We start from the raw sequence: 26,263 nt of genomic DNA, 5'->3' as shown, positions 1-26,263 counted from the left end.
AATGCTTGCGATCAAAGGGCTGAATAAATCCTTCGGCGAAAACGAGATCTTAAAAAAAATCGACCTGAACATCGAAAAAGGAAAAGTGATCGCCATCTTAGGGCCTTCCGGTTCCGGCAAGACGACGCTGCTTCGCTGCCTGAACGCTTTGGAAATTCCGAACCGCGGCATTCTTTCTTTTGACGATTTTACCATCGATTTTTCCAAGAAAAATAAACCGGCTGACCTCCTTCGACTGCGGAGAAAGTCGGGAATGGTGTTTCAGGCCTATCACCTGTTCCCGCACCGCACCGTGCTTGAAAATGTGATGGAAGGGCCGGTAAAAGTGCAAAAGCGCAATAAAGAAGAAGTCAAAAAGGAAGCCGTTCAGCTTCTGCAAAAGGTCGGCCTAGAAGACAAAATGGACCTTTATCCATTCCAGCTTTCCGGGGGACAGCAGCAGCGCGTCGGGATCGCCCGTGCTCTGGCCATCAAGCCAGAACTGATGCTTTTTGACGAACCCACATCGGCGCTTGATCCCGAGCTGGTCGGTGAAGTGCTGAAAGTCATGAAAGACCTTGCAAATGAGGGCTGGACGATGGTTGTCGTCACCCACGAAATCAAATTCGCGCAGGATGTCGCAGACGAAGTCGTCTTTATCGACGGCGGCGTCATCGTCGAACAGGGTCCGCCTGAACAAATTTTCTCAGCCCCTAAGGAAGAACGAACAAAACAGTTTTTAAACCGGATTTTGAATCCTGTATAAACAAAACAGCCTGATCTCTCTGGATCAGGCTGTTCTTTTTTATTCTGCGGCCAGTTTAAACTTGGATGCCGCTTGATTCAATTCTTCCGACAAAGCGGAGAGCTGCTGAATGGCCGATGCGATTTCCTGCATGCCGGCGCTTTGCTGCTCCGCTGCTGCCGCGACTTCCTCAGAACCTGCCGCCTGCTCTTCGGTAACGGCGGAAATCTGTTCCATCGCAGCCGAAATGTTTTGATACGATTTTTCGACTTTTAACAAAGACTGAAGCAACTGATCGGTCCGTTCGGCAAATTGAGAGATCCCTTTAAAAATTCCTGAAAAGTTCTCGTATGTGCCATTGATTAATATTTGCCCTTTGTCAACCGCTGCGTTTCCTTCCTGAATGCGTTCCATGACAAGCCGGCTGCTCTCCTGCGTGCCCGCCACAAGCTGGGAAACGGATAAAGCGGCATCTGCCGAGCGTTCAGAAAGCTTTCTGACTTCTCCCGCTACAACAGCAAAGCCCTGGCCTTCTTCACCGACCCGGGCGGCTTCAATTGAAGCATTGAGCGCCAGCAAATTCGTCTGTTCGGCAATAGAGGAAATCATTCCGATGACTTTTTCAATTTCTTCGGTATGGTTTTGCATCTCTGCTGCCGCTTGTTTGGACTCTTCCATCACGTTTTTAATCGTCTGGGTCTGCCGCAAAGTTTCTTCGACAAGCTCCTGTCCGGTCTTGGAATCCTTGCTGACGCCTTCGGCAACGTTCTTCATCTCGTTCACTTCTTCTGTGACGTGTGTAAGCTGATGATCGATTTCGGCAGCCGATGTGTGGCAATCCGAAACGGACGAGACCACTTCGTTGATCCCCTCGCTCATGCTGTTCATCGATTCAGCCACCTGGGCCGCGCTTTCGCTCGATTCAGCCGATACATTTTTCAGCTGGAGACTCGTCTTGGATACCTCTTCAGAGGAAGCTGAAATTTGTCCAATCAATTGTTGTAAATTTTCGCTCATCCGCTTGAACGATTCGGCAAGCTTTCCGGCTTCATCACGGCTCTTGACAGAAATGTCGGCCGACAGATCGCCGTCGGCAATTTTTTCTGATGCCTTCATCAGCTGCCTGATCGGCTTCGCGATAAAAGAACCGAGAAAATAGGCCATGGCCATTCCGAGCAGCAAGACAAATGCTGCGATCGCAATTGTATACCACTTCGCTTTTGCAGCCGTCGCCGGAATCACGGAAGCATCAAGATCGATCCCCAAAATTCCCACCTTTTCGCCGGAGCTGTTCTCAAGCGGCTGAAAAATCGACTGGTGAATGCCGTATTCATCCTCATACACGTCGCTTACCGTCTCTTTGTTTGTCGTTAAGGCTTCTTTCATTTCAGGAGAAAAACTGTAATCCGTGCCGAAATCATCGGACGTATCCGACAGCACGAGAATCCGCTCCTTCCCGCCCTCATTGGAAAGGATATAGATATTTTCAAGATTGTTTTTCTTTTTCAGGCTGTCCACAGCCATTTTTGTCTGCTTGTAAAGCGGATTGTCCGCAGAATCGATTTCAAGCGGATTCCCGTCCAGACGTTTGATTTGGTTTTCAGCAAGATGAATATCGGTATAAAGACGGTTTTGGAACTGCTGTCTCAGCTGCTCTGACAAGTCTTTGCTGATATAAGTAAACACAGCTGAAAATGATGCGATCGTGATTAAAAGCACTAAGGCGACGCCAATCATAATTTTGACTGAAATGTGTTCTGTTAGCTTTTTCTTCAACGTTTTCATCGTCTATATCCCCTTTAATTTGTCATGAGAGATCCATGCTCCCGGCAGACTTCCTCAATATTTTCTTTTAAATAATCGATAATTCCCGGGACATGTTCAGGCATGGTATACGGAGAGATGACGAAAAATTTGCTGACGCAAAGCGGTATCTCAGTCCCTTCACAGGATTTCACAAGCAAGTGCTTTTTCGTATCGCCAAAAAACATCTTGTCCCTTTTTGTTCCGAGCTTTTCAAATAGTTTTTCAGTGAGTGCATTGTTTCTTTCCAGCTCTTGAATGGTGCATGCTCCCGAAATTTCGTCTTCAAATCTAGGGGCACCTTCAGGATAAATGCGAAACAGCGTAGACATGCCGAAGTTGTCCGGGTTCACAATATCGGCCTCCGGAATCTGCTGAGAAAGCTGTTCCCTAAAATGCAGGTTGACTTCAAGAAACTGTCCGAGCAGCTTTTGATAGCCTTCATAGCCAAATGCCATCAACGCGCTGTACATACTGATCGAACTGGCCATGCGCGAACATTCCAGCGTGTAGCCCGTATGGTAGTCCCCATAGCCGCGGTGGCCGACATACGGCGTCTCATCAGGATCCAGATCGATCCGTTTTAAGTCATTGCGATCTTTCACAAGAAACAGGCTCGTCACATAAGGCGTCTGTCCGAGCTTCTGAAAATCAAAACAAAGCGAATCGGCTGCGTGCAGATGCCTCATTTTTTCCTGAATCGGCTTGATCATGCTGAGAACACCGGGACTGAAGGATAAAGCGTTCTCATTCAGATCGTACTCATTAAAAAAGGCAAAAAATCCTCCCAGGGCGGAATCGGCGTGGATATGCGGAACCGGCAGCCCGAAGCTTTTCGCCGTTTCTTCAGCCGCACGGCGGACAGCGCTCACATCATCGATGCCGATCGCATCTGTCGTTCCTGTTGTAGCTACGATATAAACGGGAATCCCCCCGGCTTCGCAGACTTGTCTAAGCTTCGCCCGCAAATCTTCCGTATCCATGGAATGGTCGAGATTTGTTTTGACTTTAATTAAATGATCGCTCCCGAGTCCTGCGGCTTCCATTGACTTATACAAGCTGTAATGAGCCGCTTCAGAACAAAACGCGTAGAAATTGCCGGGAACCCCTTCTTTCAGCGATGACGGCGCCATTTTGGCAATCGCGATTCTGAGGCCGCTGTATACCGCACCTTGTCCTCCCCACGTCGTGTAGCCTCCGCTTGTTTCGGCATCATACCCCGCAAGCTTTGACATCATCGCCGTAACTTTCACTTCCGCCTCCGCTCCGGCTGGACCGTACACATCCCACAGGTTGTTCCCATTGACCATGAACGCCGTAAGCATGCCTAATATCCCCGGGATGCTCGCCATCGGCAGAATGTTTGTGAAAAAGTATTTGGTATGATACGGATGGCCGTGCAACAGCTTCAACAGCTCTTCGTTGACCTCTTTCATCGGCGCACCTTCGTGCGGAATCCGGCTCTCTGCGACCAGCTTTTCATAAAAGAAGCCCTCACGGTTCTTCTCGCCGCCAAGGTTGACCTGATCTGGATTTTTCAGCTCGTCCACTCCCTCGATCAGCTGTTCAATCAATGATAGGAATTCATGTCTTTTCGCTTCATTTCCGTCCTCGCTCGGAAACCATTTCTGTACATCCGGTGTATTGCGTTGCTGCATGATTTTCTCTCCTGCCTTGTCTTTAATATTTCGGAAAAAGTTTTCACTTGCCATATCGGTATAATATTCCTATATTTTTAGGCCTTCGCTCAAAAAGTTCATGAAATTGTTTAATCTTTTACATTTTCTTTTAAATAAAAAAACTTCTTAACGATATATTAAGAAGTTTTCGAAACATTTGAGCGCTATTTCCGTACAATAGAATGATAAATTCATATTGGAAAGGATTTCTTTAAAATGAAACAAGAAAATGAGAAAAAAACATTCAGTATGAGAATGCTGCTCAATATGGTCGGCCTATTCGTCTTTACCGGCATGATAGTCAGCGCATATACCCAGGCTTTTTACTTGGATGAACATCTCGAGATCTGCCGCTTTGTATACATGACGGCAAGAGAGTGGAAAGAATTTTTTTTGTTTGTGTCCGGGACGGCCATCATCTATTTCGTTTTGGCAAATGTTCTTTCATTCAAGAAAAAACGCTGAAGAAAAGCTTAGTGCTTTCGTCTTCTCCATTCCTTCGTTTCCTCTTTAAAGGCAAGATACAGACAGACGATCAAGGCAATGGTCAAAGCAATCCAAACGGGCATCGCCAGAAAAGGTGCATAGTTCAATATAAGCAACAGTGCGAGACAGGCTAAAACGGAAAGACAGATCAGCCTTACTAAAAAAATCAACGCCATTCCCCTCCTTTTTTCATAACATCTGCTGTTTTTTCCCTGCAAACTGCTGAACCGCAATGACAGCAAAGAGCCAGCCTACAAGAACGGCCCAAGCGCTCGGTTCGCCCATTGGCTCTGTCGAATAGAACTGGCAGATGATGCTTCCTCGAAAGAAACAAAAGGGTCCAGGACCCTTATTAGACTCTGAATTTCTCCCCTCCACAATGGAAAATGTATCTCTACAGCTATCATACATCATTTTCATCAATTGGAATATAATCATAATTATGTAAATTGAAGAGCCGCATTCCGAAATCCGCATTTATCCGTTCTGAAGAATGTGATACAATGACAATCGATTGTTTTTTTGAAAAGAGGGGAATCCATTGAAGCGGGAACTTGTTTTGCGCTGGCTTTTTTATTTTGTCGGATTGATTGTTTTGTCTTTTGGGGTTTCTCTTACGATTGAAGGGAAAGTGCTCGGCATCGGTCCTTGGGATGCATTTCACTACGGGTTGTATATGCTTTTGGGCCTTACAGTCGGCCAATGGGCGATTATTGTCGGGGCGGTTATCGTAGGTTTAACGTCCTTATTTACAAAAGCATGGCCGAAAATCGGCGCCGTGCTTAATATGCTGTTAATCGGTATTTTTATAGATTTCTTTACTTATATTCTTCCAGACCCGGAAACGTATATTTCAAGCACTGTCGTATTCGTGATCGGCGTCATTTTTATCGGTTACGGAGTCGGCATTTATGTGTCGGCAGATCTTGGGGCGGGTCCGCGCGACTCGCTGATGCTTTTGATTTCCGAGAAAACGGGCTGGAACGTTCAGTGGGTCCGCAACGGAATGGAGCTGACGATTTTACTGATCGGCTGGCTGCTCGGCGGGCCGATCGGCATCGGCACTGTTTTAACCGCCATTTTAACAGGCCTGATTTTGCGGTTTTCTTTGCCTCAGTCCAAACAGCTTTTAAAAACAGCTATGACAGGAAGGCGCATCAGAGCTGCCAAGCCTGTACATATGTCGCTGAAAAAAAACGGATGAGCGTTTCATCCGTTTTTCTCGTTCAGATTATTTCTGTTTTACCACCGGTATCCAAATTTCGATGATATGGTCTTGCGCCATAATATCCCCGTCCTCAGGATAGGCTTCAAATTGCGGCGCGTTCGCCAGTTCATAGCCCGTCGCCGGAAACCATTCTGAGAAGATTCTTTCCCATGTGGCTTGAACAGCCGGATTGACGGGACCGATGGCCTCAAATACGGCCCAAGTTGCGGCGGGAATCGATTTTTCGACACAGCCGGCAGGCGTATCGGCGGTTGTTTTTTCGACCCCGATGACATAATTGAACGTATCGGCTTGATCGTTAAAATCCATGCAGACGCCAAGGAAGCCGAGCGGGCCGATATCCGGCTTTAAAGAATCGGTAAAGCCGTTGTGATTTAATTCGTTCCAAAAAGCCGGAATGTCCTTTTTGTTTTGATCATCCTTCACCGTAACCTCCAACGCTTTGCCGATCACCTGAAACGGTTCTTTTTCAACAATCTTGTAATTCATATCCTCCACTCCCTTTATTTGAATATGAAAGGATAGACGCGGAAATGCCCTGAGCGTCCTGCCTTTTTCACGGGCCTGTGAAGGGCTGATACCGTGAAGGCGGCTGAATGCCTTTGAAAATGATTCCGGTGTGTTGTAGCCGTATTTAAAAGCAGCATCAACCACTTTTATATGTGAAGCAGCCAGCTCCTGCGCGGCGACTGTCAGCCTTCTTTTCCGAATGTAATCGGCAAGGGTAACACCCGTCAGCATGTAGAACATCCGCTGATAATGAAATTTCGAACAGTATGCGATTTGGGCGATTTCTTCGTGTTTCAGCGGCTGATCCAAATGCTTTTCAATATAATCGATGCTTTCAGCCAAACGATTCAGAATGTCCATTGTTTCCGCTCCTCTCATTTACAACGATACTTCATGCCAATCAGAAATTCCGGTCATTCCGTGCGTTGTTGTGACAGGAGCCGAACAGCCATTTGACGGCTTCCGGAAAACGCTTCGCAAACCTCTCAAGCCGATGTGAGCCTCCTTCATCAATGACAAACTTCAGTTCTTTTTCGAAGGCGGCGCTTTCGGTTAACAGGCTGAAGGCTTCCTTCGTCCTCGGTATCATCTCCTTCTGCAGATTATCCCTGTCTGCTCCTTCCATGCTTCCAACATCCATATAAATGCGCAGATGCTCATTTTCAAAGCGGTTATTCTTCATAAACTCGGTCATTCCTTCAAACCAGAAAGACCCTGACAAAGATCCGATTTTCCCAAATGTCTTAGATGCTAAATACGCCGTGTAAACCGAGATCAATCCGCCGAACGACTTTCCGATGATTCCTGTATGTTCACGGCTTGGATTTGTTCGGTAGCGCCTGTCGATATAGGGCTTAAGCCGATTGGCCAAAAAAGCGGCATATTCGTTGCCCTTCCCGCCGTACGCCCGTTTATTCGGCAGCAAATGCGGTTTGGGAAAAGGCGTGTATTCGCTTTCCCTGTCTTTCGGAGCCACTCCGACCAGCAGCAATTCCGGCACTTCCTGATTCGAAAACAGCTTTTCGATTGAGGGCAAACTGCCGCTGTGTGCCGGATCGAACAAATCGCCCAGATCGTGTACGTATAGGACGGGATAGCGGTTATTACTGCTTCCGTATGAAGGAGGAAGATAGATCAAAAGCTCCCTCCCGAAGTATGTATCTTTTATCAATGTTCCGTCTATCATGTTCATCACTCCATTCTGCACAGGTATCATGCCTATCTTTCCTGCTGCCTGTTTGCTAAAATGAAAGCAGAAAAAATATCATGTGAAGAGGTTGCATTTGATGAAGATTTACGCCGTTTATATGGATCAGCTGCCGGAAGCCGGCCAATTTAACCGAATGATGGCCATGGTCTCTGAAGAAAAGCGCAAAAAAGTGGGCAGATACAGATATCCCGAAGATGCCAGCAGGACGCTGATCGGGGAAGTGCTGGCGAGGCACATCATCAGTGAAACGTTTCATTTACCGAACGATCAGATCCGTTTTACGGAAGGAAGGTACGGCAAACCGGCTGCTGAAGGTCTGAACGACTTTCATTTCAACATTTCCCACTCCGGAAACTGGATCGTGTGCGGAGCTGGCACCAAGCCGATCGGAGTGGATGTCGAAAAAATCAAGCCGATCAATTTCGACATTGCCGAGCGGTTTTTTTCTCCTTCAGAGCACCATGATCTCATGGAAAAGGACGACTCAGAGCGCCTGTCGTATTTCTATCATTTGTGGACGTTGAAAGAAAGCTTTATCAAACAGGCGGGAAAAGGCCTGTCTCTGCCGCTTGATTCCTTCTCCGTCAAACTGAACGAACAAGGACGCGCTTCGGTGGAAACTCCCCCGGGCTATCCGCCTTGCTATATCCAAGCCTATGAAATTGACCCAGGCTATAAAATGGCGGTGTGTTCCGCCGCACCTGAATTTCCAGACCGCATTGTGATGAAAAGCTGCGCTGAACTGTCAACGCTTTAAAAAGTTCCGCTCTAAAAATAAGCGGTTTCCACCGCTTGCCGCAAGCGGTCGATGCCGCGGCGGATGTCGTCTTCCTTTACATTGGACGTATTGATTTTTAATAGATTTCTTTTTGGAAAGGCCGACATATAATGAGCGTTTACCGGTTCGAGCAGGACGTTCCGTTTTTGTAAGCTTTTGATCAGACGGGACGCCGGGATCGTCCGGTCCAATTCGATGTGGGTGTGGATGGCCGGATGGCCGTGTGGATGGAATTCAAGCACATCCCCCAGTGACGCGGCACATTCTTTTAGCAGATCATGCAGAAGGCATGATCTTTTTTGATAGGAAGAACGGATCTTTTGCTTATGCTTTTCAAACATCCCGCTCTTCAAATAGATCTCCAAAGCGGCCTGAGACAGCATGGAACTGTCAATGTCGAGCAGCTGTTTGTACCGGTTGAACACATCTGTCAGAGAATCGGGCAGCACAGCGGCTCCGACCCGCAGACCCGGAAAAATAATCTTGGAGAAACTTTTCAAATAAATGACGTGTGAAGAAACGTCATAATAATGTAACGGGTCCGCCTTTTTATGATTCTCCAAATCTCCTAAAAAATCATCCTCGGCGATATAGACGTCATACTTTTCCGCCAGCTTGACGATGGCCATTTTTTCCCGTTCCGTATAGGAAGTCCCGAGCGGATTGTGGAATCTCGGCATCGTATAAAAGAATTTGATGTCTTCGGTTTGGAAAATTTGCTCCAGCTCGTCCATATCGATGCCCTCAGCGGTTCTCTCGATGCCGATTGCGGGTATGCCGTGAACTTCAAGGTATTGAATCAGTAAATGATAGCTCGGCTGTTCGATCAGAATTTTCCGCTTCCGGTTGGGAAAAGGCATTGAAGCGAGCAGAGCGAGGGCCTGCTGCACGCCTGATGTAATAAAAATGTGTTCCTCTTTCGCAAACACCTGGCCGTTGGCAAGCTCTTTTTGTATGGCCTCGATTAATGACGGAAGACCTTTCGGCGTCCCATAGATAAACAGATCGTTTTTGTATGTGTCAATGGCTTTATTGATGCAATGCTGAAAATCGATGTATGGAAAGACATCAGGATCAGGAGCAGATGCTGAGAAATCGATCACAGCCTTTCCGGGATTTGGTCGCTGATTCGTTTTTTTCACGACGTAATAGCCGCTTTTCGGCACTGAGTAGATGAGGTGCTGTCTCTCCAGCTCGCTAAACGCCCTGATGACCGTGCTTTTGCTTACTTTGAAGCGTACGGACAGCTCGCGGATGGACGGCAGCCTGTCCCCTTCCTGAAAGGATTTGTCTTCGATCATATCCTCCAATTCGTTCATCAGCGCTACATATTTGTGCATGTTCGTCTCCTTCGCCAATCTGTAACGGTACAGATTCCGTTTTTTTGTATTGTATCAGATTTCGCTTCCGTATAAGATGACAGAAGCCGGTAAAATATCTGTATTGCATGCATACTTTAACGGAGATGATCGACTTTGAACAAATCTGCTTATGCGGCAGCTTTGCTCTATGCTTTTATCATTGGGTTTTCTTTTTTCTTTGTCAAATTGGCTCTCACTGCAGCGAATCCGGTCGATATTCTGGCCCATCGCTTTACGGTCGCTTTTTTGGCCGCGCTTTTTCCCCTTCTGCTTGGATGGGTAAAGATCGGCATCAGCATGAAAGATGCGCTGAAGGTACTGCCTTTAGCTTTATTTTATCCTGTCATGTTTTTTGCTTTTCAAGTGTTTGGGCTCGTCTACACGTCTTCGTCTGAAGCCGGAATCATTCAAGCGGCGATCCCGATCTTTACGATGATATTCGCCGCTTATTTTTTAAATGAACGGTTTACGAAGCGGCAATTCTTTTTCACCGTCTTGTCAGCGGCGGGGGTGGCCTGCATCTTTATGATGAAAAGCGCAGGCACCGGTAGCTCCGATTTGAGAGGGGCGGCGCTGATTTTGCTTTCGGCGCTTTCATCGGCGGGCTACAGTGTGCTCGCGAGAAAGATGACACGCACCTTCAATTCGCTTGAATTAACATATGTGACCACTGGTGCGGGATTTCTCTTTTTCAACGGCATCGCCGGGATCAGTCACATGGCAGACGGCACGCTGAGCGGATTTTTTGCTCCCTTCACTGATCCGGTGTTTATTCTTTCGGTTTTGTATTTGGGCGTGTTGTCATCGTTTGCGACATCATTTTTATCAAATTATGCTCTCTCAAAAATAGAAGCTGCGAAAATCAGCATGTTTAATCATCTGGCGACACTGGTGACGATTTTGGCTGGGATCATATGGCTGGGAGAATCACTTGAATGGTTTCACTTCGCAGGAACGGGGATGATTATTGCCGGACTGATCGGAGCGACGATGGTCAGGCCGGAAAGTCGGCTGAAAAAAGACTAAAAAACGGAAAATCGGCTGTTTCAACACACCGATTTTCCGTTTTTCTTTATATTGCCGGGCGGGGCCTCCTTGCGGCTGGCCGCGGCAATCGTTTTGATCTTCGCGGCTACTTGTTCCGTTTTTGCTAAAAGATACATATGGCCGCCTTTGAAATAGTGGAAATCGATCGTACGCGTCCACTTTTTCCAGCCATGCGCATCCTTCATGCATTTCTCATCGCGATCTCCGTTCAGGATATGAACAGGCGACATGAGCGGCGTATGATCCGTATGGCAGAACGTCTCAAGCGCTCTGTAGTCCGCTCTGAATGACGGCAGGAAAAAGTTCATGACTTCCCTGTTATCTTTCAGTTGTTGGGGTATTCCGCCAAGCTGGATGAGATGGTCGAGAAATGCGTCATCATTTTTGTGAGACACTTTTTGCCGCTGAATATGAGGCGGCTGAATCGCTGAAATCACCGCAGCTGCCGGAAAGATGCCTTCTTGTTCAAGCTTTTGCGTCAACCTGTAAACAACCATCCCGCCCATGCTGTGGCCGAACAGTACGAATGGAGCGGAGAGCCTCGGCTTGAGCGCCGCTATATACAGATCGACGAGTTCTTCCAAATTGTCGACAAACGCCATTCGATTTGTTCCGTGTCCAGGCGGTTCGATGGCCAGTACTTCAAAATCTGCTTTTAAATGTTCATAAAGCGGTCTGAATGATGCCGAATATCCCCCGGCAAACGGGAAACAGATCAACTGCGTGCCGCCTGCCGGCGCTCCAAACTGCTTAATAATCTCGTTCATTTATCATGCCCCCCGATTACAGCGGCACGTTCGCCCAAAATCTGTCTGATCAAATCTGCATTGGTTTTGACAAAGACGTCCGCGAGCATTTCATCATGTCTTCCAACACCTTGATATTCATCATAAGAAGACTCCGTTCCTTCTTTCCACGTCGAAAGCCATTCCGGGAGCGGTTTCGCGTGCTCTGATTTGATCAAGTGAATCTCGCAGCTGACCGTTCCTTGATGGACAAGATTAACAAAGTAAGAATAATAGGCTGCCATCTTTTTGGCGATGCCATCGGCAACCGTCTTGATTTTCATATATTCATTGTCCTTGTTGGCTTCCATCAGAGCAGCTGTATCAGCTTCAATTGACCGCCCTTCTAAATCGCTGACACCGTTCTTCATATATGAATCGATCATCAGCAGCTTTTCGACTTTCCGCCCGTTCTTTTCGAGTGTTTGCGCCACTTCAAAAGCGAGTCCGCAGCCGGCCGAATAGCCGATCAATGTCAGCGGCCCTTCAGGCTGAAGGCCGGAGATGGCTTCTGCGTAGCGCACGGCGCGGTCATCGCTTTCTATAAAGTCAAACGCATGAATCTTGTATTCCGGCATTTGTTCGGCCAGTTTGCCGTACACGATGCCATAGCCGAGGACAGGCGGGAATGCGAACAAATGGCGGGTGCTTTCCTGATTGAAGACGGTTTTTTTCACGTCATCCGTATGTCCGCCCTGGTCGATATAAGCCGCGAGGCGCTCGATTGTGGGCATTTCAAACAACACATTCACCGGAACATCGATGGCGAGATCTTTCAGCATCCGGGAGGTGACAGCCATAGCTTTCAATGAATGTCCCCCGATTTCAAAAAAGTTCTCGTCTATTCCGATCTGCTGTCTACCGAGAACCTCAGACCAAATGATCGCAAGCTTTTCTTCCGTCATATTGCGAGGTGCACGGTGCTCTGTTGGATTCGGCCGGCCATCTGCTTCAGGAAGAAGGCGGCGGTTGACTTTTCCGTTTGCGGTGAGCGGCAGCTCTTCAAGCATGATATATGCATCCGGCACCATGTAAGCCGGGAGATTCCGAGCCAGTTGGCGGCGAACCTCCTCGTTCGAAACCACAGCTCCCCGCACCGGGACGACATAGGCGGTGAGCGCCGCATCCCCATTCCCTCTTTTCTTGGCGATTACAACGGCTTCCTTTACGCCTTGACAGCGCATCAGCTCCTCTTCGATTTCACCGAGCTCAATTCGGTGGCCGCGGATTTTCACTTGATCATCGATCCGGCCGATGAAGTCGATATTGCCGTCCGGCAGCCAGCGAGCCAGATCCCCTGTCCTGTACATCGTTTCACCGCTGTTGAACGGATGCGGCACGAATTTTTCCGCAGTCAGTTCCGGCCTGTTTAAATAGCCGCGCGATACCCCTGTACCGCTCAGACACAATTCACCTACCGCTCCAATCGGTTGAAGCCGGTTATTTTCCGTCAGAATGTATGCATTGGTTTCGTTTATCGGCTTGCCGATCGGAATGGAAACCGCGCTGTCCTCAATGCGGTTGACCGGATAGAACGTCGCGAAGACGGTCGTTTCCGTCGGCCCGTATACATGAATGATCCTGTCCGGTCCCATGGCGGCAAATGCTTTCTTGACATGGCTGACAGATGAGCGCTCTCCGCCGAACAGAACTTTGCGAATCCCTTTCATCCACTCTGTTCCCGCATCGACCAGGAGGTTGAACAGCGCCGTTGTCACAAACATGACCGTGATGTTTTCCTTCTGAATCGTTTCTGTCAGCTTGCCGATATGGAGAATCGTCGCCTGATCGGCCACTACCAGCTTTGCTCCGTTTAAAAGCGCGCCGTACACATCAAATGTGAAGCCGTCAAACGCATAGTTTGAAAGGGACAGCAAGGTGTCTTTCTCGGAAAGGCTGATGTAGTTTGTCTCTTTTACAACTCTTGTAATATTGGCATGGGTCGTCAGATTGCCTTTCGGTTTTCCCGTTGTGCCTGACGTATACATGATATAAGCAAGGTCGTCCGGTTCGGCGGCAATTTCAAGGTTTCGCCCGCTTTCTGCAGACACCGCCGGATCGTCGATCAAGATCGTATTCTGATGAAAAGAAAGCGACGCCGCATGTCCGGCAAGCTCTTCTTGTGTCAGCATGCAAACAGCCCCGCTGTCCTCCAGCATATACTGAATTCGCGCTTCAGGATATTCCGGGTCAATCGGCAGATAGGCGCCCCCTGCTTTTAAGACGGCGAGTATCGCGATGACCATTTCCGGCGAACGGCGGAACAAAAGAGCGACAGGTTCGCCGCGGCCGACGTTCTTTTTGCGCAAAAGATGCGCGACCTTGTTCGCCTGTTCGTTCAATTCCCGATATGTCAGCGTCCGCCCGGCCGCTGATACCGCGGGCTGTTCCGGGAGCGCTTCAGCACATTGCTCAAACCGTTGCGGGATCGTCAGCCCGGTTTGCTTCCGTTGGACTTGACCGTTAAATTCATGGAGAAGGCGCTCTTTTTCCTTTTTGGATACGACACAAATGTCGTCAAGCGGCTGCTCCGGATTTCTGATGATCTCGCGAATAGCTGTCAATAGCTGTTCTTTTAGCTGCAAAATGAAAGATGGTTCGAAGACATTCCTGTTGTATGCGAGTTTCAGCAGCATTTCTTCACCCGGTGAAGCAAGCAAATTCAGATCATAATTCGATTTTTCGAAAACGGTGATATCATCCATTGTGAAGCCGAGATTTTTTTCTTCGTGCTGTTTGTTGGCTTCTTGCAGCGGATAATTTTCAAAAACGATAATGTGGTCGATCAAGTTCGGCGCTGCTATATGACTTTGGATATCATAGAGCGGCATATATTGATGCGGCTCAGCTTCAAGCGCCTGCTTCTGCAATTCAGCGACCAGCTCTGTAAAGGTCGTTTGCGCGCCAAAGGTTACCCGTTTCGGGACGACATTGATAAACAAACCGACCATGTGCTCGACACCTTGAATGTCAGCGGGGCGGCCTGACACAACTGTACCGAAGATCAGATCGCGGGATCGCTGATAGCGGCTGAGCAGCACCGACCACACCGCCTGAAGAGCCGTGCTCAACGTGGTATGATGCGCTTTTGCAAGCTGTGTGAACACTTCTGTATCTTCTTTTGGAAGTGTAAACAGCAGTTCTCCCGGCTGATTGCCGGCTTGCTCCGGTTTTTTCCGCTGTTCGCTGAATGTCGTCTGCCCTTCGAATCCGGCTAAATGATGTTCCCAGTAAGCCAGCGATCTTTGTTTGTCCTGACTTTCGAGCCATTTAATATAGTCTTTATAAGGTTTGACGGGCCCGAGGCTGTATAGCCTGTTTTCGCGGAGCGCGTTGTACACTTCAAACAGTTCCTGTACGACGATCCCGAAGCACCATCCGTCCAGAAGAATATGATGATAGCTCCACACCCATTCGTAACGGTCCTGTCCCTTTTTAAAAACCGCGGTTCTCATCGGAATGTCTTTTGAGAGGTTAAACCCTTTTTCTTTATCTTTTCGTTTATAATCTTCGATTCTCTCATTTTGTTCTGCTTCAGAAAGTCCTGATAGATCAATTTCTTCTGCCTGAAACGACCTTTCCTTTAAAACGACTTGAACCGGACGTTTCATTTTTTCATGAACGAAAACGGTTCGGAATATATCATACCTGCCGATGATGACATTCATGCTTTTTTCCAATATATCTTTTTGAAAAGAGCCTTTCACCTGCATGCTGATTTGTTCAATATAAAAGCCTTGTCCCGGATGCAGCAGCGTATGAAACAGCATCCCTTCCTGCATCGGCGACAAATAGTATATGTCCTGGACATGTTCTTTTTTGAACTGGCTCAAAATCGTATCCCCCTTTCATAGGCTCGCCCGCTTAACAAGCGGGCAAGTCCTCGGTGTTTATTTCAAGTTTTCTTCAAGAACGTCAAACAGGTCGCCCATTTCTTCCATCTCAAGATCGCCGGCAGAAAAATCACTCGGTGTAAATTCGCGCTCCTCTTTAGCTGTACAATGGTCGATCAATGCCGTTAGGGAAGCTTTGAATCTGTCCATCAGCCCTTGTACGGTCTGTCTGTCATATTCCTCTGTATTGAATGAACATGACAAGATGAATTTTTCCTTGCTGATGATGCCGCTGAAGCTCAGCGCATAGAGCGCTTCAGACCTTTCAGAAACCTGTCTGCCCATATCATAAGAAGAAGGTCCGAAGAAATCGGTCTGCACCTCCCTGTCGATCTGCCCCAGGTAGTTAAAGCTGATGTCAGGCTTGATCGAGAAATCGGCACCGGCTTTTTTCCGGTCTGTTAAGTAGCGAAGGATGCCGTAGCCGATTCCTTTGTCAGGAATGCGCCGAAGGGTTTCTTTGACGTTTTTAATGGTCTCAGGCAATCCTGCCGCTGCTTCGCTTTTTAAAACAACCGGATATTGCGCGGTAAACCATCCCGCCGTTCTCGAAATATTCATCCCCGGAATGATTTCCTCTCTGCCGTGCCCTTCCATATTGATGCAAATATTGGAGTCGTTCGTCCATTCTCTGATTGTCAGGCTGAGGGCGGAAAGCAGGATGTCGTTGATATCCGTTCCATACGGCTCATGCACTTTCGTCAGCAGCAGACGCGTCTCCGCTTCGCTTAATTCAAACGTAACTGCAGAAGTGTTTTCCGCTTTTCTTTCTGCGGCAGCCCGATCTTTCGGCAGCTCGCAAATGCGCTCTTGTTCAAGTCTGCGCCAATAATCGGCCGTTTTAAGAAAGCGTTCGCTTTGTGCATATGCCTCAAGCTCTTTTGCCCAGTCTTTAAACGAATTGGTTTTGTCGGGGAAGACAATGTCATGCTGCTGTGCGGCTTGCGAATAGCCTGATGCAAAGTCTTCCAGCAGAATCCGCCATGACACGCCGTCGATCACCAAATGGTGAATGACGATCAGCAAATGGTCGCCTTCCGCAGTCTGATACTGTTCTGCCTTTACAAGCGGCCCGTTTTCGAGATCAAGGCTTGCCTGAAGACGGTTTGCCTGGGCGGCGATTTCCGTTTCAATGTCAGTGACATATCGAAGGTCAACCACTCGAAAGGCGAACGAACGGTCGCCCGGCCCGCGGTTATACTGAATGAGGCGGCCGTTTTTCTTTTGATACACCATGCGCAAGGCATCATGATGCTCTGTCAATGTCGCCAATGTCTGTTCAACGAGCTCCGGGTCAAACCCTGAAGGCGCGTGAAGCATAACCGACTGATTCCAGTGATGCTCGTTCGTAAATTTGCGTTCAAAGAACCAGCGCTGAATCGGCGTCAATGTGACTTCCCCTTCGACAGGTCCTTGATTGATCGGTTTAGCATCGGCCCATTCAATATACGAACTGATCTCTCCGATCGTCGGGTGCTGAAACAAGTCCTTCATCTCCAGCTTCCATCCGTGCTGCTGAAGCCGGCTTGCCATTTGAATTCCTTTGATCGAGTCCCCGCCGAGCGCGAAGAAATTGTCTGTGATCCCGATTCGGTCTATACCGAGAACCTCCTGCCAAATGTCCGCCAACAGCTGTTCCGTTTCTGTAGGCGGCGCTTTGTATTCGGCTGTCTGCGCTTCGACGTCAGGCTGAGGCAGCGCCCTTCGGTCGACTTTTCCGTTCGCCGTAACCGGAAGCTCATCAAGCTGCACCCAGAATGACGGTACCATATAGTCCGGGAGCGTCTGTGCCAGCTTCCAGGCGAGACTTTCTGTATCAAGCTGTTCATTCGCAACGACATAGCTGCACAGCGCTTTATTGCCGTAGGCGTCTTCGATGTCGGTGACGACGGCTTCCTGCACTTCGGAGAGCCGCGCGAGCTGGACTTCGATTTCAGAAAGTTCGATCCGGAAGCCGCGGATTTTCACCTGCTGGTCGATTCGGCCGATGTACTCAAGCCGTCCGTCTTCCAGCCATTTGACCGCGTCCCCCGTCCGGTACATGCGCTCGCCCGGCACAAACGGGTCTTCCGTAAAACGCTTCGCCGTTTCCTCTGGCTTGTTCAGATAGCCGCGCGCAAGCCCGCGGCCGGCGATGCACAGCTCACCCGCGACACCGACGGGCTGGACTTCGTTGTTTTGTCCTAGCACATACGCCCGCGTATTGGCGATCGGCTTTCCGATTGAAAGCATTCCTTCATCAGGATCAATCGCCGTGCTCGTCGCGACGACCGTGTTTTCCGTCGGTCCATAGTTGTTGACGAGCGTGTAGGAGCGTTTTGCGATCCGTTTCAGCTTGTCTCCGCCCGTAAGCAGCACGCGCAGCGACTGGTTGTCCAGCTCCATGAACTGTTCGCACAGCTGTGTCGGCAGGAACGTGATCGTTATTTTGTTCTCTTTAAAGTATTGATTCAAGCGCGTAATATCCATCCGGATCGATTCATCGATGATGTGAAGCTCCGCTCCGGCGATCCAGTACGGGAACATTTCCCAGACGGAAGCATCAAAGCCGAAGCCGGCATATTTCGCGCTTTTGTCCTGTTCGGTGACCTTAAAGGCGTCATTATGCCAATAACACAAGTTTACGAGCGACCGGTGTTCGACCATGACGCCTTTCGGCTGGCCGGTCGTGCCCGATGTGTAGATCAAGTAGGCCAGGTTGTCTGACTGTGTACCTGCCTGCGGGTTCACCTCATCGTCTTTTGTGATTTCTTCGCTCAGCATCGAATCAAGAAGAAGTGTTTCACCGCTGAATTCTTCAGGTGCGGCTAAGTTTGTTTGCGTCAAAAGCAGCTCTGCGCCGCTGTCTTTCAGCACGTATCCGATCCGCTCGGCCGGATAGCTAGGATCGATCGGCACATAGGCCGCTCCTGCTTTCAAAATCGCGATCACGCCGGCGGCCATTTCAAGCGAAGGCTTGACCATGATCCCGATCCGCTGTTCAGGGCGGACCCCTTTTTCGATCAGCAGCCGAGCCAGACGGTTCGCGCGCGCGTTCAGCTCTTTGTACGTCCACTTCACGCCGTTGTACACCGCTGCCCCATGGTCAGGCGTGCGGAGGGCTTGCGCTTCGAACAGCTCATGGACCGTTTTGTCCTCCGGCACATCAAGCTTCGTCTCATTCCAATTTTGAACGATCCGCCGTTTTTCCGCTTCATCCAGAAGCGAAAGCTCTGAAAGGCGGGCATCCGGGTTTTCGGCAACCGCTTCGAGCAGGTTAAGCAAGTATCCGCTCCAGCGTTCAATCGTTTGTTTCTGAAACAAATCTGTTGCATATTCGAACTGAAGACCAATTTCATGATCTTTTTCATAAGCCCCAAGTGTCAGGTCGAACTTGGCAGCTGCATGTGAAATCTCGTACGGCTCGATTGTCAGACCGTCTAAATCGAGCGTCTCTTTATCAGGATCTTCCGTTGTCAGCATGACATTGAACAGCGGATTCCGGCTCATATCGCGCGGTAAATCAAGCTTGGCGATCAGCTCTTCAAACGGATAGTCCTGATGGTCGAGGGCTGCGAGGCTGTTGTTTTTGACCTCTTCCAGAAACTCGCTGAATGATGCTTGATCAGGCACATGGTTTTTCAGCGCCAACGAATTGACGAACATTCCCGGCATGTCTTTCAGATCAGCATTCGTTCTGCCCGCTGCCGCTGTACCGACGACAATATCGTTTTGGCCGGATAGACGGCTTAAAAACAGGTTAAAAACGGCGAGCATCACAATATTCAGCGTCGTGTTCGTTTCCGCCGTCAAACGGCGCATTTTAAGGGCGGCGTCTTTTGATGCTTTAAAGCGAACCCGGTCACCGGCAAAGCTTTGGACAGGAGGACGCGGAAAGTCGAGCGGAAGGCTGAGTACCGGAACGCTTTCCTTAAACTGACGGAGCCAGAAATCTTCCTGTTTCCGAATGTTTTCTTGCTGGTCAGGTTCTTGCTGCCAAACCGCATAATCCTTGTAGTGCAGCTTCGGCTCAGGGAGCGAAGCGTCTTTATAAAGCTGAGCGATTTCTTTGACGAAAAGGCTTCTGGAAACGCCGTCTGCAATAATATGATGTGTATCAATCAAAAGCAGATGGCGCGTAGAGCTGATGGAAAGCAACTCGGCTCTGATCAGCGGAGCTGTGCTGAGATCAAACGGTCTAATAAAGCGGTTGATTTCCGCTTCTGCGTCCTCTTCACGAATATGAATAACCTTTAAGTCAATGTCCGCTTTTTCATGCACAATTTGAACGGTACGGCCATCGATTTCAATAAATGCGGTTCGCAATGATTCATGGCGGTTCACCAAGTCGGCGAACGCCCGTCTTAAACGATCCGTATCAAGCACGCCTTCCATCATGAGAACAGACGGCATGTTGTAGCCCGTTCCGTTCTTTTCAAAATGGTGGAGGGCATACATCCGTTGCTGAGCGGATGAAACCGGATACCAGTCGCGTTTTTCGGCAGGCTGAATCGCGCTTTGTTGTGACTGTCCTTCGGATACTTCAATACTGCGGGCGAGCAAGCCGGCGGTCGGAAAATCGAACAACGTTTTTAACGGTACTTTTTTTCCGAGCCTGGATTGGATTTCCGCTATCAGCATCATTCCTTTTAATGAATGTCCGCCAAGATCGAAGAAATTGTCGTCAAGTCCGACCTTCTGAACGCCAAGCACCTCTTCCCAAATGCCGCAGAGGGCTTTTTCAATTTCGGTTGACGGCGCTCTATACGAATCGCTTCGTCCGTTTAGGCCTTGCGGCTCCGGGAGCGCGCGGCGGTCCACTTTTCCGTTTGCCGAAAGCGGCATTTTATCCACCGTTACGAAGTATGACGGGATCATGTACGACGGCAGCCGCTCGGAAAGACGCTCTCTCAGTTCGGAAACCGGCAGCTGTCGTTTCGCTTGAATATAAGCGCACAATTCGTCTAACCCCGAGTCAGTCGTAAAGGAAAGAACGATAGCCCGCTCTATATCATCAAGCCCGTTAAAGGCTTCTTCGATTTCTTTCAATTCGATTCTGTAGCCGCGGATTTTCACCTGATCATCCGTCCGCCCCAAAAATTCAATCTCTCCATTCGGAAGACGGCGGACGAGATCCCCTGTTCGGTACATGAATGTGCCCGGCGTGTAAGGATTTTCGACAAACTTCGCAGCCGTGAGTTCCCGGTTGTTCACATATCCTCTTGCAAGCCCGCTTCCCGTTATATACAGCTCGCCTGCTGCTCCGGCGGGAACAAGCCGGTGGGAGGCGTCTAATACCAGTGCTCCGGCGCCCGAAATCGGCCGTCCAATCGTCGGACGCTCGGCGAATTGTCCGATCATGTCCGGCTCGAGCGGTTTAGCGATTGCTCCGATCGTCGTTTCCGTCGGACCGTAATGATTGATGAATCTGGTGTCCGGATAGCGGGAATGGAACCGCTCCACATCTTTCGGATTGATTTTTTCTCCCCCTAGTACAATCAGTCTCAATGACTGAAGCCCCTTTGCCAAAGCGAAGCTTTGCGGCTGAACGACCGTATGGAAAAGCGACGGCGTCAGCTTCATATATGTGATCCCTTGTTCACCGATATAATGAGTAAATGCCTCCGGTTCTGTATACGTTTTTTTCGGGACGATATGCAGCTCTCCTCCGGCAAGCAGCACCGGGAAAAAGCTCGTGTATCCGAGATCGAACGCATAGGAAGACAAAAGCATCGTTTTATCCGAAGCTGACAGGTGCGCCTCACTGATAAACCAGGAAACATAGTTTGCCAGATTCCGGTGTTCGAGCTGAACACCTTTCGGCCGGCCAGTCGTTCCGGATGTGTAGATGATGTACGCCAAACTCGCTCCGTCCGTAGTTGGATGCGGCCGTTTATTACTTGCCATCAGCGTGTCTTTTCTGACATCTATCAGTCTCCCGGTATACCAATCCGCGAGATCCGCTTGATGGGAAGGTTCTGTTAAGAGCCAGCGGACTCCGCTGTCTTCCAGCATATATTGCACCCTGCTCGTCGGCATTTCCGGATCAATCGGCAAAAAAGCGCCTCCTGATTTCATTACACCTAGAATCGCTGCGGCGACCTCTGCAGAACGATTCAGCATAATGCCGACAACATCGTCTTTTCCGACGCCTTCACTGCGCAGCACATTTGCGATCTGATTTGCTTTTTCGTCGAGCACGCGGTATGTGAGGATCGTTTCCCCGCAGACAACGGCCGGCTGATCAGGCATTTCGTCCGCCTTTTCTTCAAACTGTACATGAAACGGCCGCTCCTCAAGGCGCTCCGCCTGGCTGCGCCTCGCTTCTTCGAGCAGAAGTGCGCGCTCTTTGACTGAAAGCAGTTCGATGTCCCTGAGCTTAATGCCGGGGTTTTCGCAGATTTTTTTAATCACATTTAAGAAGTGACCGCTCCAGCGCCTAATCGTTTCTTCTTTAAATAAGGATACGGCATAGTCAAAACTCAAACCGATTTCGCCATCATGCTCCACAGCCTCAAGCGACAGATCGAACTTCGCCGTGCGGTGACGCACCGAGTAAGACGAAATCTGCAAATCTCCGAGTTTCAGCGTCGGGACCTCCATGTTCTGCATGTTGAAAAAGACGCTGAACAGCGGATTTCGGCTTGTATCCCGCGGCAATGGCAGTTTTTCAATCAGTTCTTCAAGCGGATAATCCTGCTTGGCAAAGCCTTGAAGACTTGTCTCTTTGACTTCCTGCAAAAACTGCTTAAACGTTTTTTCTCCTTCAGGACGATTGCGGAGCGCCAGCGTATTGACAAACATGCCCGGAATGTTGTGCAAATCCGGATGGGTTCTGCCTGCCACGGGCGATCCGACGATCAAATCATCCTGTGACGCATACTTGGAAAGCAGGATATTAAATGCAGCCAACAGGAACATATAAAGTGTCGCATCAGCTTCAGAAAGCAGCTTTTGAATGTCTGCCGTCAGTTTTTGATCGATTCCGAAGACGACACGGTCACCTTCAAAGCTGCGTTTTGACGGCCGTGGAAAATCGTACGGCAGATCGAGAACAGGCAGCTCGCCTTTAAAAACGTCAAGCCAATACTGTTCTTGTTCTTTCAATTTCTCCTGATGCTCCGGTCCGTTTTGCCACACAGCGAAATCTTTATAGTGTAGCTTAGGGGCAGGCGCCTCTTCTCCGTGGTAGAAGCCGGCCAGGTCGCGAATCAGTATGCCGGTGGAGCTTCCGTCCGTAATAATATGGTGCATATCGATCATCAGCAGATGGCGTTTTTCTTCAAGCTTCACGAGCTCCGCCCTGACGAGCGGCGCCTTATTCAGCTCAAACGGCCGGATAAATTCTCTGATCGCCGCTTCGGCTTCCGCTTCTTCCGCCACTGATTCCGTCAGGTGAAAAACCGCGTCTTGATGGATGCTTTGAACGATTTCTCCATCGATTAATTCGAACGATGTCCGCAATGTTTCATGGCGGCCGATCAAAGCCCGAAACGAGGCTTCCAAACGCTCCTTATCTAATTCGCCTTCCAAAAGCAGAACCGCCGGCACATTGTAGCTCGTGCTTGCTTCTTCGAGCTGATTGAGGATGTACATGCGCCGTTGGGCGGACGAAACCGGGTAATTCGGACGGGATGGAGCCGGCGTAATCGAAGCGGTTTCTTCTTTTGTTTCTCCTTGAAGAAATTCGGCCAGCTCTCTGATCGTCGGTTTTTCAAATAATACTTTGATCGGCACCTCTTTTTGGAGCTGCTCTTGTATTTTGGCAGTCAGCATCATCGCCTTCAGCGAGTGTCCGCCGATGGAAAAGAAGTTGTCATCGATTCCCGGCTGCTTGATGCCGAGAATCTCTTCCCAGATTGCCGCCAGAATTTCCTCCGTTTCATTTTTTGGCGCTTCGAATCTAGCAGTCTCTTCAGCGATAGGAGCCGGAAGCTGACGTTTGTCAACCTTTCCGTTGGCTGTCAGCGGCATGCTGTCGAGTTCGATCAAATGGGCCGGAATCATATACTCCGGAAGCGACCGGGACAGCTCTGTCCGCAGCTGCGCGGCCGGCCTCGTGCCAACGGCAGTGTAATAGGCGCAAATCTCGTTTTCTCCGGCGTTGTTTTCCCGAATGACAGCGGCCGCTTCTGAAATCCCCTCAAGGCGGGCTAAAGCCGCTTCAACCTCGCCTAATTCGATCCGGAAGCCGCGAACCTTCACTTGATGATCAATTCGGCCGAGGAATTCGATATTCCCGTCGGGAAGCCATTTTGCCAAGTCGCCCGTACGGTACATCAGCTTCCCTTCGGCAAAAGGATCGCCGACAAACTTTTCATCTGTCAACTCAGGCTGATTCAAGTAGCCGCGCGCCACCCCGTCTCCGCCGACACACAGTTCACCGGGCACGCCGATCGGCTGAAGCGAGCCGTGTTCATCAACGATATAGGCGGTTGAATTTCCGATCGGCTTTCCAATCGGGATCGTTCTCTCATATGCTTGATCGATCAAAAAACAGGTCGAAAATGTCGTATTTTCGGTGGGCCCGTATCCGTTCCAAAGCGACAGTTCCGGTGATTCGCGTTTGACTCTGTTGACGATTCCCGGAACAAGGGCATCTCCGCCGATAATCAGATCGTTCAAGGTTGCAAACATTCCCGGATCCTGTTGAGCAAGCTGATTGAAAAGAGGCGAAGTCAGCCACATTGTTGTGATTCCGGTTTCCTTCAGAAACATGTTGAACCTTTTTCCATCAAGGAGCGTCTCTTTCGGGACGGGATAAAGGGTTCCTCCGTTTAGCAGTGCGCCGAATACTTCAAATGTACTGGCATCAAAGCTGACAGCCCCTGTCTGCGCCATCTTCACGCCGCTCTTCAGCGGGATGCAGCCCGCATTTTTGACAAGGCGGACGATATTGCGGTGTTCGACCATAACGCCCTTCGGCCTGCCCGTCGATCCGGATGTATAAATGTAATAGGCAAGATCTTCGGGCTTGTTGACATGTTCAAGGTTGGCGGCATCTTCTTTTTCTGCATCCATCGCATTTACGGCGAGCACCTCATACCCTTCCAGCGAAATCTGCGTACTGTCTTTTGTAAGGACGATCTTTGACCCGCTGTCTTCGAGCAAAAAGCGAATCCGCTCTTCAGGATATCCGGGATCGATCGGCACGTACACGCCGCCTGCTTTCAGCACCGCCAGCATGCTGACGGCTGCTTCAAGCGACCGCTCCATCATAATGGCGGCGGCATTTCCGTGCATCAAGCCTTTAGCTTTCAGTCTTCTCGCGAGCTGATTGGCTTTCTCATTCAGCCTGCGGTAAGTCAGGCTTCTTCCGTCAGCGGCAACAGCCGTTTTGTCAGGAGACGCTTTAACCTGTTCTTCAAACAGCTCCGGGATCGTCTTTTCTCTTGGATAATCGGATTTTGTTTGATTAAAAGCGAGCAGCGTTTGTTGCTCCTGTTTTGATAACATGGCGGCGCTGGCTGCTTTTGACTCGGGATTTGCAATCGCCTCTTCTGCAAGTCTCGTTAAATGCCCGGCGGCCTGCTCAATGAAAGCCGCATCAAAAGCCGCACCGTTGTATTTCAATTTGATCGTCCACTCAGCTCCCGGATAAACGATCAAATTAAAGTCGTAATTCGTTTGTTCAAAAGCTCCGGCAGCCTTGATGGAAAAGCCGAGCCTCTCATGAATCGTTCCGTTTTCAAGCTCCTTATCAAGCGGATAGTTCTCAAACGCGACAAGGTGGCTGATCAAGCGGCCGTCCAATGCCGATTGCTTTTGAATCTCATAGAGCGGTAGATAGTCGTACCGCTCCGCGTCAATCGCATGCTGCTGTGCTTGTTTGAACAGCTCGGCAAACGATGCGTTTTGATCGACCTTTAAACGGACAGGGATCGTGTTGATGAACAGCCCTGCCATATGCTCGATTCCGTCAATTTCCGACGGGCGCCCGGACACAACCGTGCCGAACACGACATCATCGGTTCTGTTATATTTGGCAAGAACCGCTCCCCAAATCGCCTGAAAAAGGTTGGGAGCTGTGACATGATAGCGGTTTGCCGCCTGTTGAAGGGCATCCACCATATTCTTGTCCCAAACAAACGTAAACTCCTCGTTCCGGTACGATTCTGAATCCGGCCGCGGTTTGCCGCCGGGAATGACGCTCGGACTTTCTAAACCCGAAAGGCGGTGTTCCCAGTAGGATGCCGCTTCACCCTTATCCTGCCGGCCGAGCCATTTAATATAGTCCGCATACGGTTTTCCCTGATCAAGCGGAACCGTCCGGTTTGCTCGAAACGCTTCATAGTTTTGAAAAAGGCGTTTCATTAATATCCCCATGCTCCAGCCGTCCATCACGATATGATGGTTGCTCCAGACGAGAAGGTACTTATTCCGGTCAAGCCGAAAGACCGCCGTTTTAAACAGCATGTCTTTCGCCAAATTAAAACCGGCAGCCTGTACCTCTTGTTTATACCGGTCAATGCGGTTTGTTTGCCTTTCCTCATCCAAGTCCGCAAGATCCTCAAATTCCACTATTGCCTGCCGTTCAGCCAGGACAACCTGGCGCGGTTTTTGCAATTGCTGGTGAACAAAAACCGTTCTGAGAATATCGTATGAACGCACGAGCTGATTCACGCTTTTTTCAAAGATCCCCAAATCAAATTCCCCGTCTATGAATAGCTCCAACTGTGTGAAGTAAGAGGAAGATTCCGGATCAAGCATTGCGTGGTACAGCATCCCTTCCTGCATCGGTGTCAAAGGATACACCTTTTGAATCTTTTGTTTCCCCATA

At 49.4% G+C, this 26,263-nt stretch carries 14 protein-coding genes; 5 read left to right on the top strand and 9 right to left on the bottom strand.

Features of this window, described 5'->3' with window-relative positions:
* Position 1: 1 nt before the first annotated feature.
* Positions 2-745, top strand: a complete 744-nt coding sequence (locus MKZ04_RS19175; RefSeq protein ID WP_003178866.1) for an amino acid ABC transporter ATP-binding protein — start codon at positions 2-4, stop codon at positions 743-745.
* A 39-nt stretch (positions 746-784) separates the two neighbouring features.
* Here the strand turns inward: MKZ04_RS19175 and MKZ04_RS19170 are convergent, their stop codons facing one another.
* Positions 785-2,509 carry a methyl-accepting chemotaxis protein gene (locus MKZ04_RS19170; RefSeq protein WP_020450119.1) on the bottom strand — a complete coding sequence of 575 codons (1,725 nt, stop codon included), beginning with the start codon at positions 2,507-2,509 and terminating at the stop codon, positions 785-787.
* A gap of 14 nt (positions 2,510-2,523) precedes the next feature.
* A complete protein-coding gene (locus MKZ04_RS19165; RefSeq protein WP_020450118.1) occupies positions 2,524-4,185 on the bottom strand; it encodes a pyridoxal phosphate-dependent decarboxylase family protein in 1,662 nt (553 codons plus the stop codon).
* 237 nt (positions 4,186-4,422) lie between these two features.
* On the opposite strand from MKZ04_RS19165, the gene MKZ04_RS19160 reads away from it, so the two are divergent.
* Entirely contained in the window at positions 4,423-4,671 is a 249-nt protein-coding gene (locus MKZ04_RS19160) for a hypothetical protein (protein ID WP_020450117.1), read from the top strand.
* Positions 4,672-4,679: 8 nt separating this feature from the next.
* Here MKZ04_RS19160 and MKZ04_RS19155 read toward each other — a convergent pair whose 3' ends face one another.
* Positions 4,680-4,868: a hypothetical protein gene (locus tag MKZ04_RS19155; protein ID WP_230368328.1), complete on the bottom strand. Its 189-nt coding sequence runs from the start codon at positions 4,866-4,868 to the stop codon at positions 4,680-4,682.
* A gap of 365 nt (positions 4,869-5,233) precedes the next feature.
* On the opposite strand from MKZ04_RS19155, the gene MKZ04_RS19150 reads away from it, so the two are divergent.
* Complete coding sequence (locus tag MKZ04_RS19150; protein WP_020450114.1) at positions 5,234-5,896, top strand: YczE/YyaS/YitT family protein; 663 nt, start codon at positions 5,234-5,236, stop codon at positions 5,894-5,896.
* 27 nt (positions 5,897-5,923) lie between these two features.
* Here MKZ04_RS19150 and MKZ04_RS19145 read toward each other — a convergent pair whose 3' ends face one another.
* Together MKZ04_RS19145 and MKZ04_RS19140 are read right to left on the bottom strand one after the other, a co-directional pair.
* A complete protein-coding gene (locus tag MKZ04_RS19145) occupies positions 5,924-6,790 on the bottom strand; it encodes an AraC family transcriptional regulator (protein ID WP_341046735.1) in 867 nt (288 codons plus the stop codon).
* A 40-nt stretch (positions 6,791-6,830) separates the two neighbouring features.
* The gene (locus MKZ04_RS19140) at positions 6,831-7,646 is read right to left on the bottom strand and encodes an alpha/beta hydrolase (RefSeq protein WP_020450112.1); all 816 of its coding nucleotides are present in this window, start codon (positions 7,644-7,646) and stop codon (positions 6,831-6,833) included.
* Between the two features lie 70 nt (positions 7,647-7,716).
* Between MKZ04_RS19140 and MKZ04_RS19135 the strand changes: the two genes are divergently transcribed.
* On the top strand, positions 7,717-8,397 hold the full coding sequence (locus tag MKZ04_RS19135) for a 4'-phosphopantetheinyl transferase family protein (protein WP_341047184.1): 681 nt from the start codon (positions 7,717-7,719) through the stop codon (positions 8,395-8,397).
* Positions 8,398-8,408: 11 nt separating this feature from the next.
* Here the strand turns inward: MKZ04_RS19135 and MKZ04_RS19130 are convergent, their stop codons facing one another.
* Entirely contained in the window at positions 8,409-9,758 is a 1,350-nt protein-coding gene (locus MKZ04_RS19130; RefSeq protein ID WP_020450110.1) for an aminotransferase-like domain-containing protein, read from the bottom strand.
* 135 nt (positions 9,759-9,893) lie between these two features.
* On the opposite strand from MKZ04_RS19130, the gene MKZ04_RS19125 reads away from it, so the two are divergent.
* Positions 9,894-10,805 carry a DMT family transporter gene (locus MKZ04_RS19125; RefSeq protein ID WP_341046734.1) on the top strand — a complete coding sequence of 304 codons (912 nt, stop codon included), beginning with the start codon at positions 9,894-9,896 and terminating at the stop codon, positions 10,803-10,805.
* A gap of 20 nt (positions 10,806-10,825) precedes the next feature.
* Here the strand turns inward: MKZ04_RS19125 and licTE are convergent, their stop codons facing one another.
* From licTE to licB, 3 genes are read right to left on the bottom strand one after another with little or no spacing between them, the layout of a single operon-like run.
* Positions 10,826-11,593, bottom strand: a complete 768-nt coding sequence (gene licTE, locus MKZ04_RS19120) for a lichenysin biosynthesis thioesterase LicTE (RefSeq protein WP_341046732.1) — start codon at positions 11,591-11,593, stop codon at positions 10,826-10,828.
* Positions 11,590-15,444, bottom strand: coding sequence for a lichenysin non-ribosomal peptide synthetase LicC (licC, locus tag MKZ04_RS19115; protein WP_341046731.1), 3,855 nt, complete (start codon positions 15,442-15,444; stop codon positions 11,590-11,592). Before licC ends, licTE begins: the two co-directional genes overlap by 4 nt.
* Positions 15,445-15,501: 57 nt before the next feature.
* Positions 15,502-26,262, bottom strand: a complete 10,761-nt coding sequence (gene licB / locus MKZ04_RS19110; protein WP_341046730.1) for a lichenysin non-ribosomal peptide synthetase LicB — start codon at positions 26,260-26,262, stop codon at positions 15,502-15,504.
* Position 26,263: the final 1 nt, after the last annotated feature.

The organism is Bacillus sp. FSL W7-1354 (assembly GCF_038002405.1).
Taxonomy (GTDB): domain Bacteria; phylum Bacillota; class Bacilli; order Bacillales; family Bacillaceae; genus Bacillus; species Bacillus paralicheniformis.
This window is presented reverse-complemented; position numbering and strand designations above follow the sequence as displayed.

Coding starts and splice junctions, on each gene's coding strand:
- MKZ04_RS19175 (WP_003178866.1), top strand. CDS start 2: ATGCTTGCGATCAAAGGGCTGAATAAATCCTTCGGCGAAAACGAGATC.
- MKZ04_RS19170 (WP_020450119.1), bottom strand. CDS start 2,509: ATGAAAACGTTGAAGAAAAAGCTAACAGAACACATTTCAGTCAAAATT.
- MKZ04_RS19165 (WP_020450118.1), bottom strand. CDS start 4,185: ATGCAGCAACGCAATACACCGGATGTACAGAAATGGTTTCCGAGCGAG.
- MKZ04_RS19160 (WP_020450117.1), top strand. CDS start 4,423: ATGAAACAAGAAAATGAGAAAAAAACATTCAGTATGAGAATGCTGCTC.
- MKZ04_RS19155 (WP_230368328.1), bottom strand. CDS start 4,868: ATGGCGTTGATTTTTTTAGTAAGGCTGATCTGTCTTTCCGTTTTAGCC.
- MKZ04_RS19145 (WP_341046735.1), bottom strand. CDS start 6,790: ATGGACATTCTGAATCGTTTGGCTGAAAGCATCGATTATATTGAAAAG.
- MKZ04_RS19140 (WP_020450112.1), bottom strand. CDS start 7,646: ATGATACCTGTGCAGAATGGAGTGATGAACATGATAGACGGAACATTG.
- MKZ04_RS19135 (WP_341047184.1), top strand. CDS start 7,717: ATGAAGATTTACGCCGTTTATATGGATCAGCTGCCGGAAGCCGGCCAA.
- MKZ04_RS19130 (WP_020450110.1), bottom strand. CDS start 9,758: ATGCACAAATATGTAGCGCTGATGAACGAATTGGAGGATATGATCGAA.
- licTE (WP_341046732.1), bottom strand. CDS start 11,593: ATGAACGAGATTATTAAGCAGTTTGGAGCGCCGGCAGGCGGCACGCAG.
- licB (WP_341046730.1), bottom strand. CDS start 26,262: ATGGGGAAACAAAAGATTCAAAAGGTGTATCCTTTGACACCGATGCAG.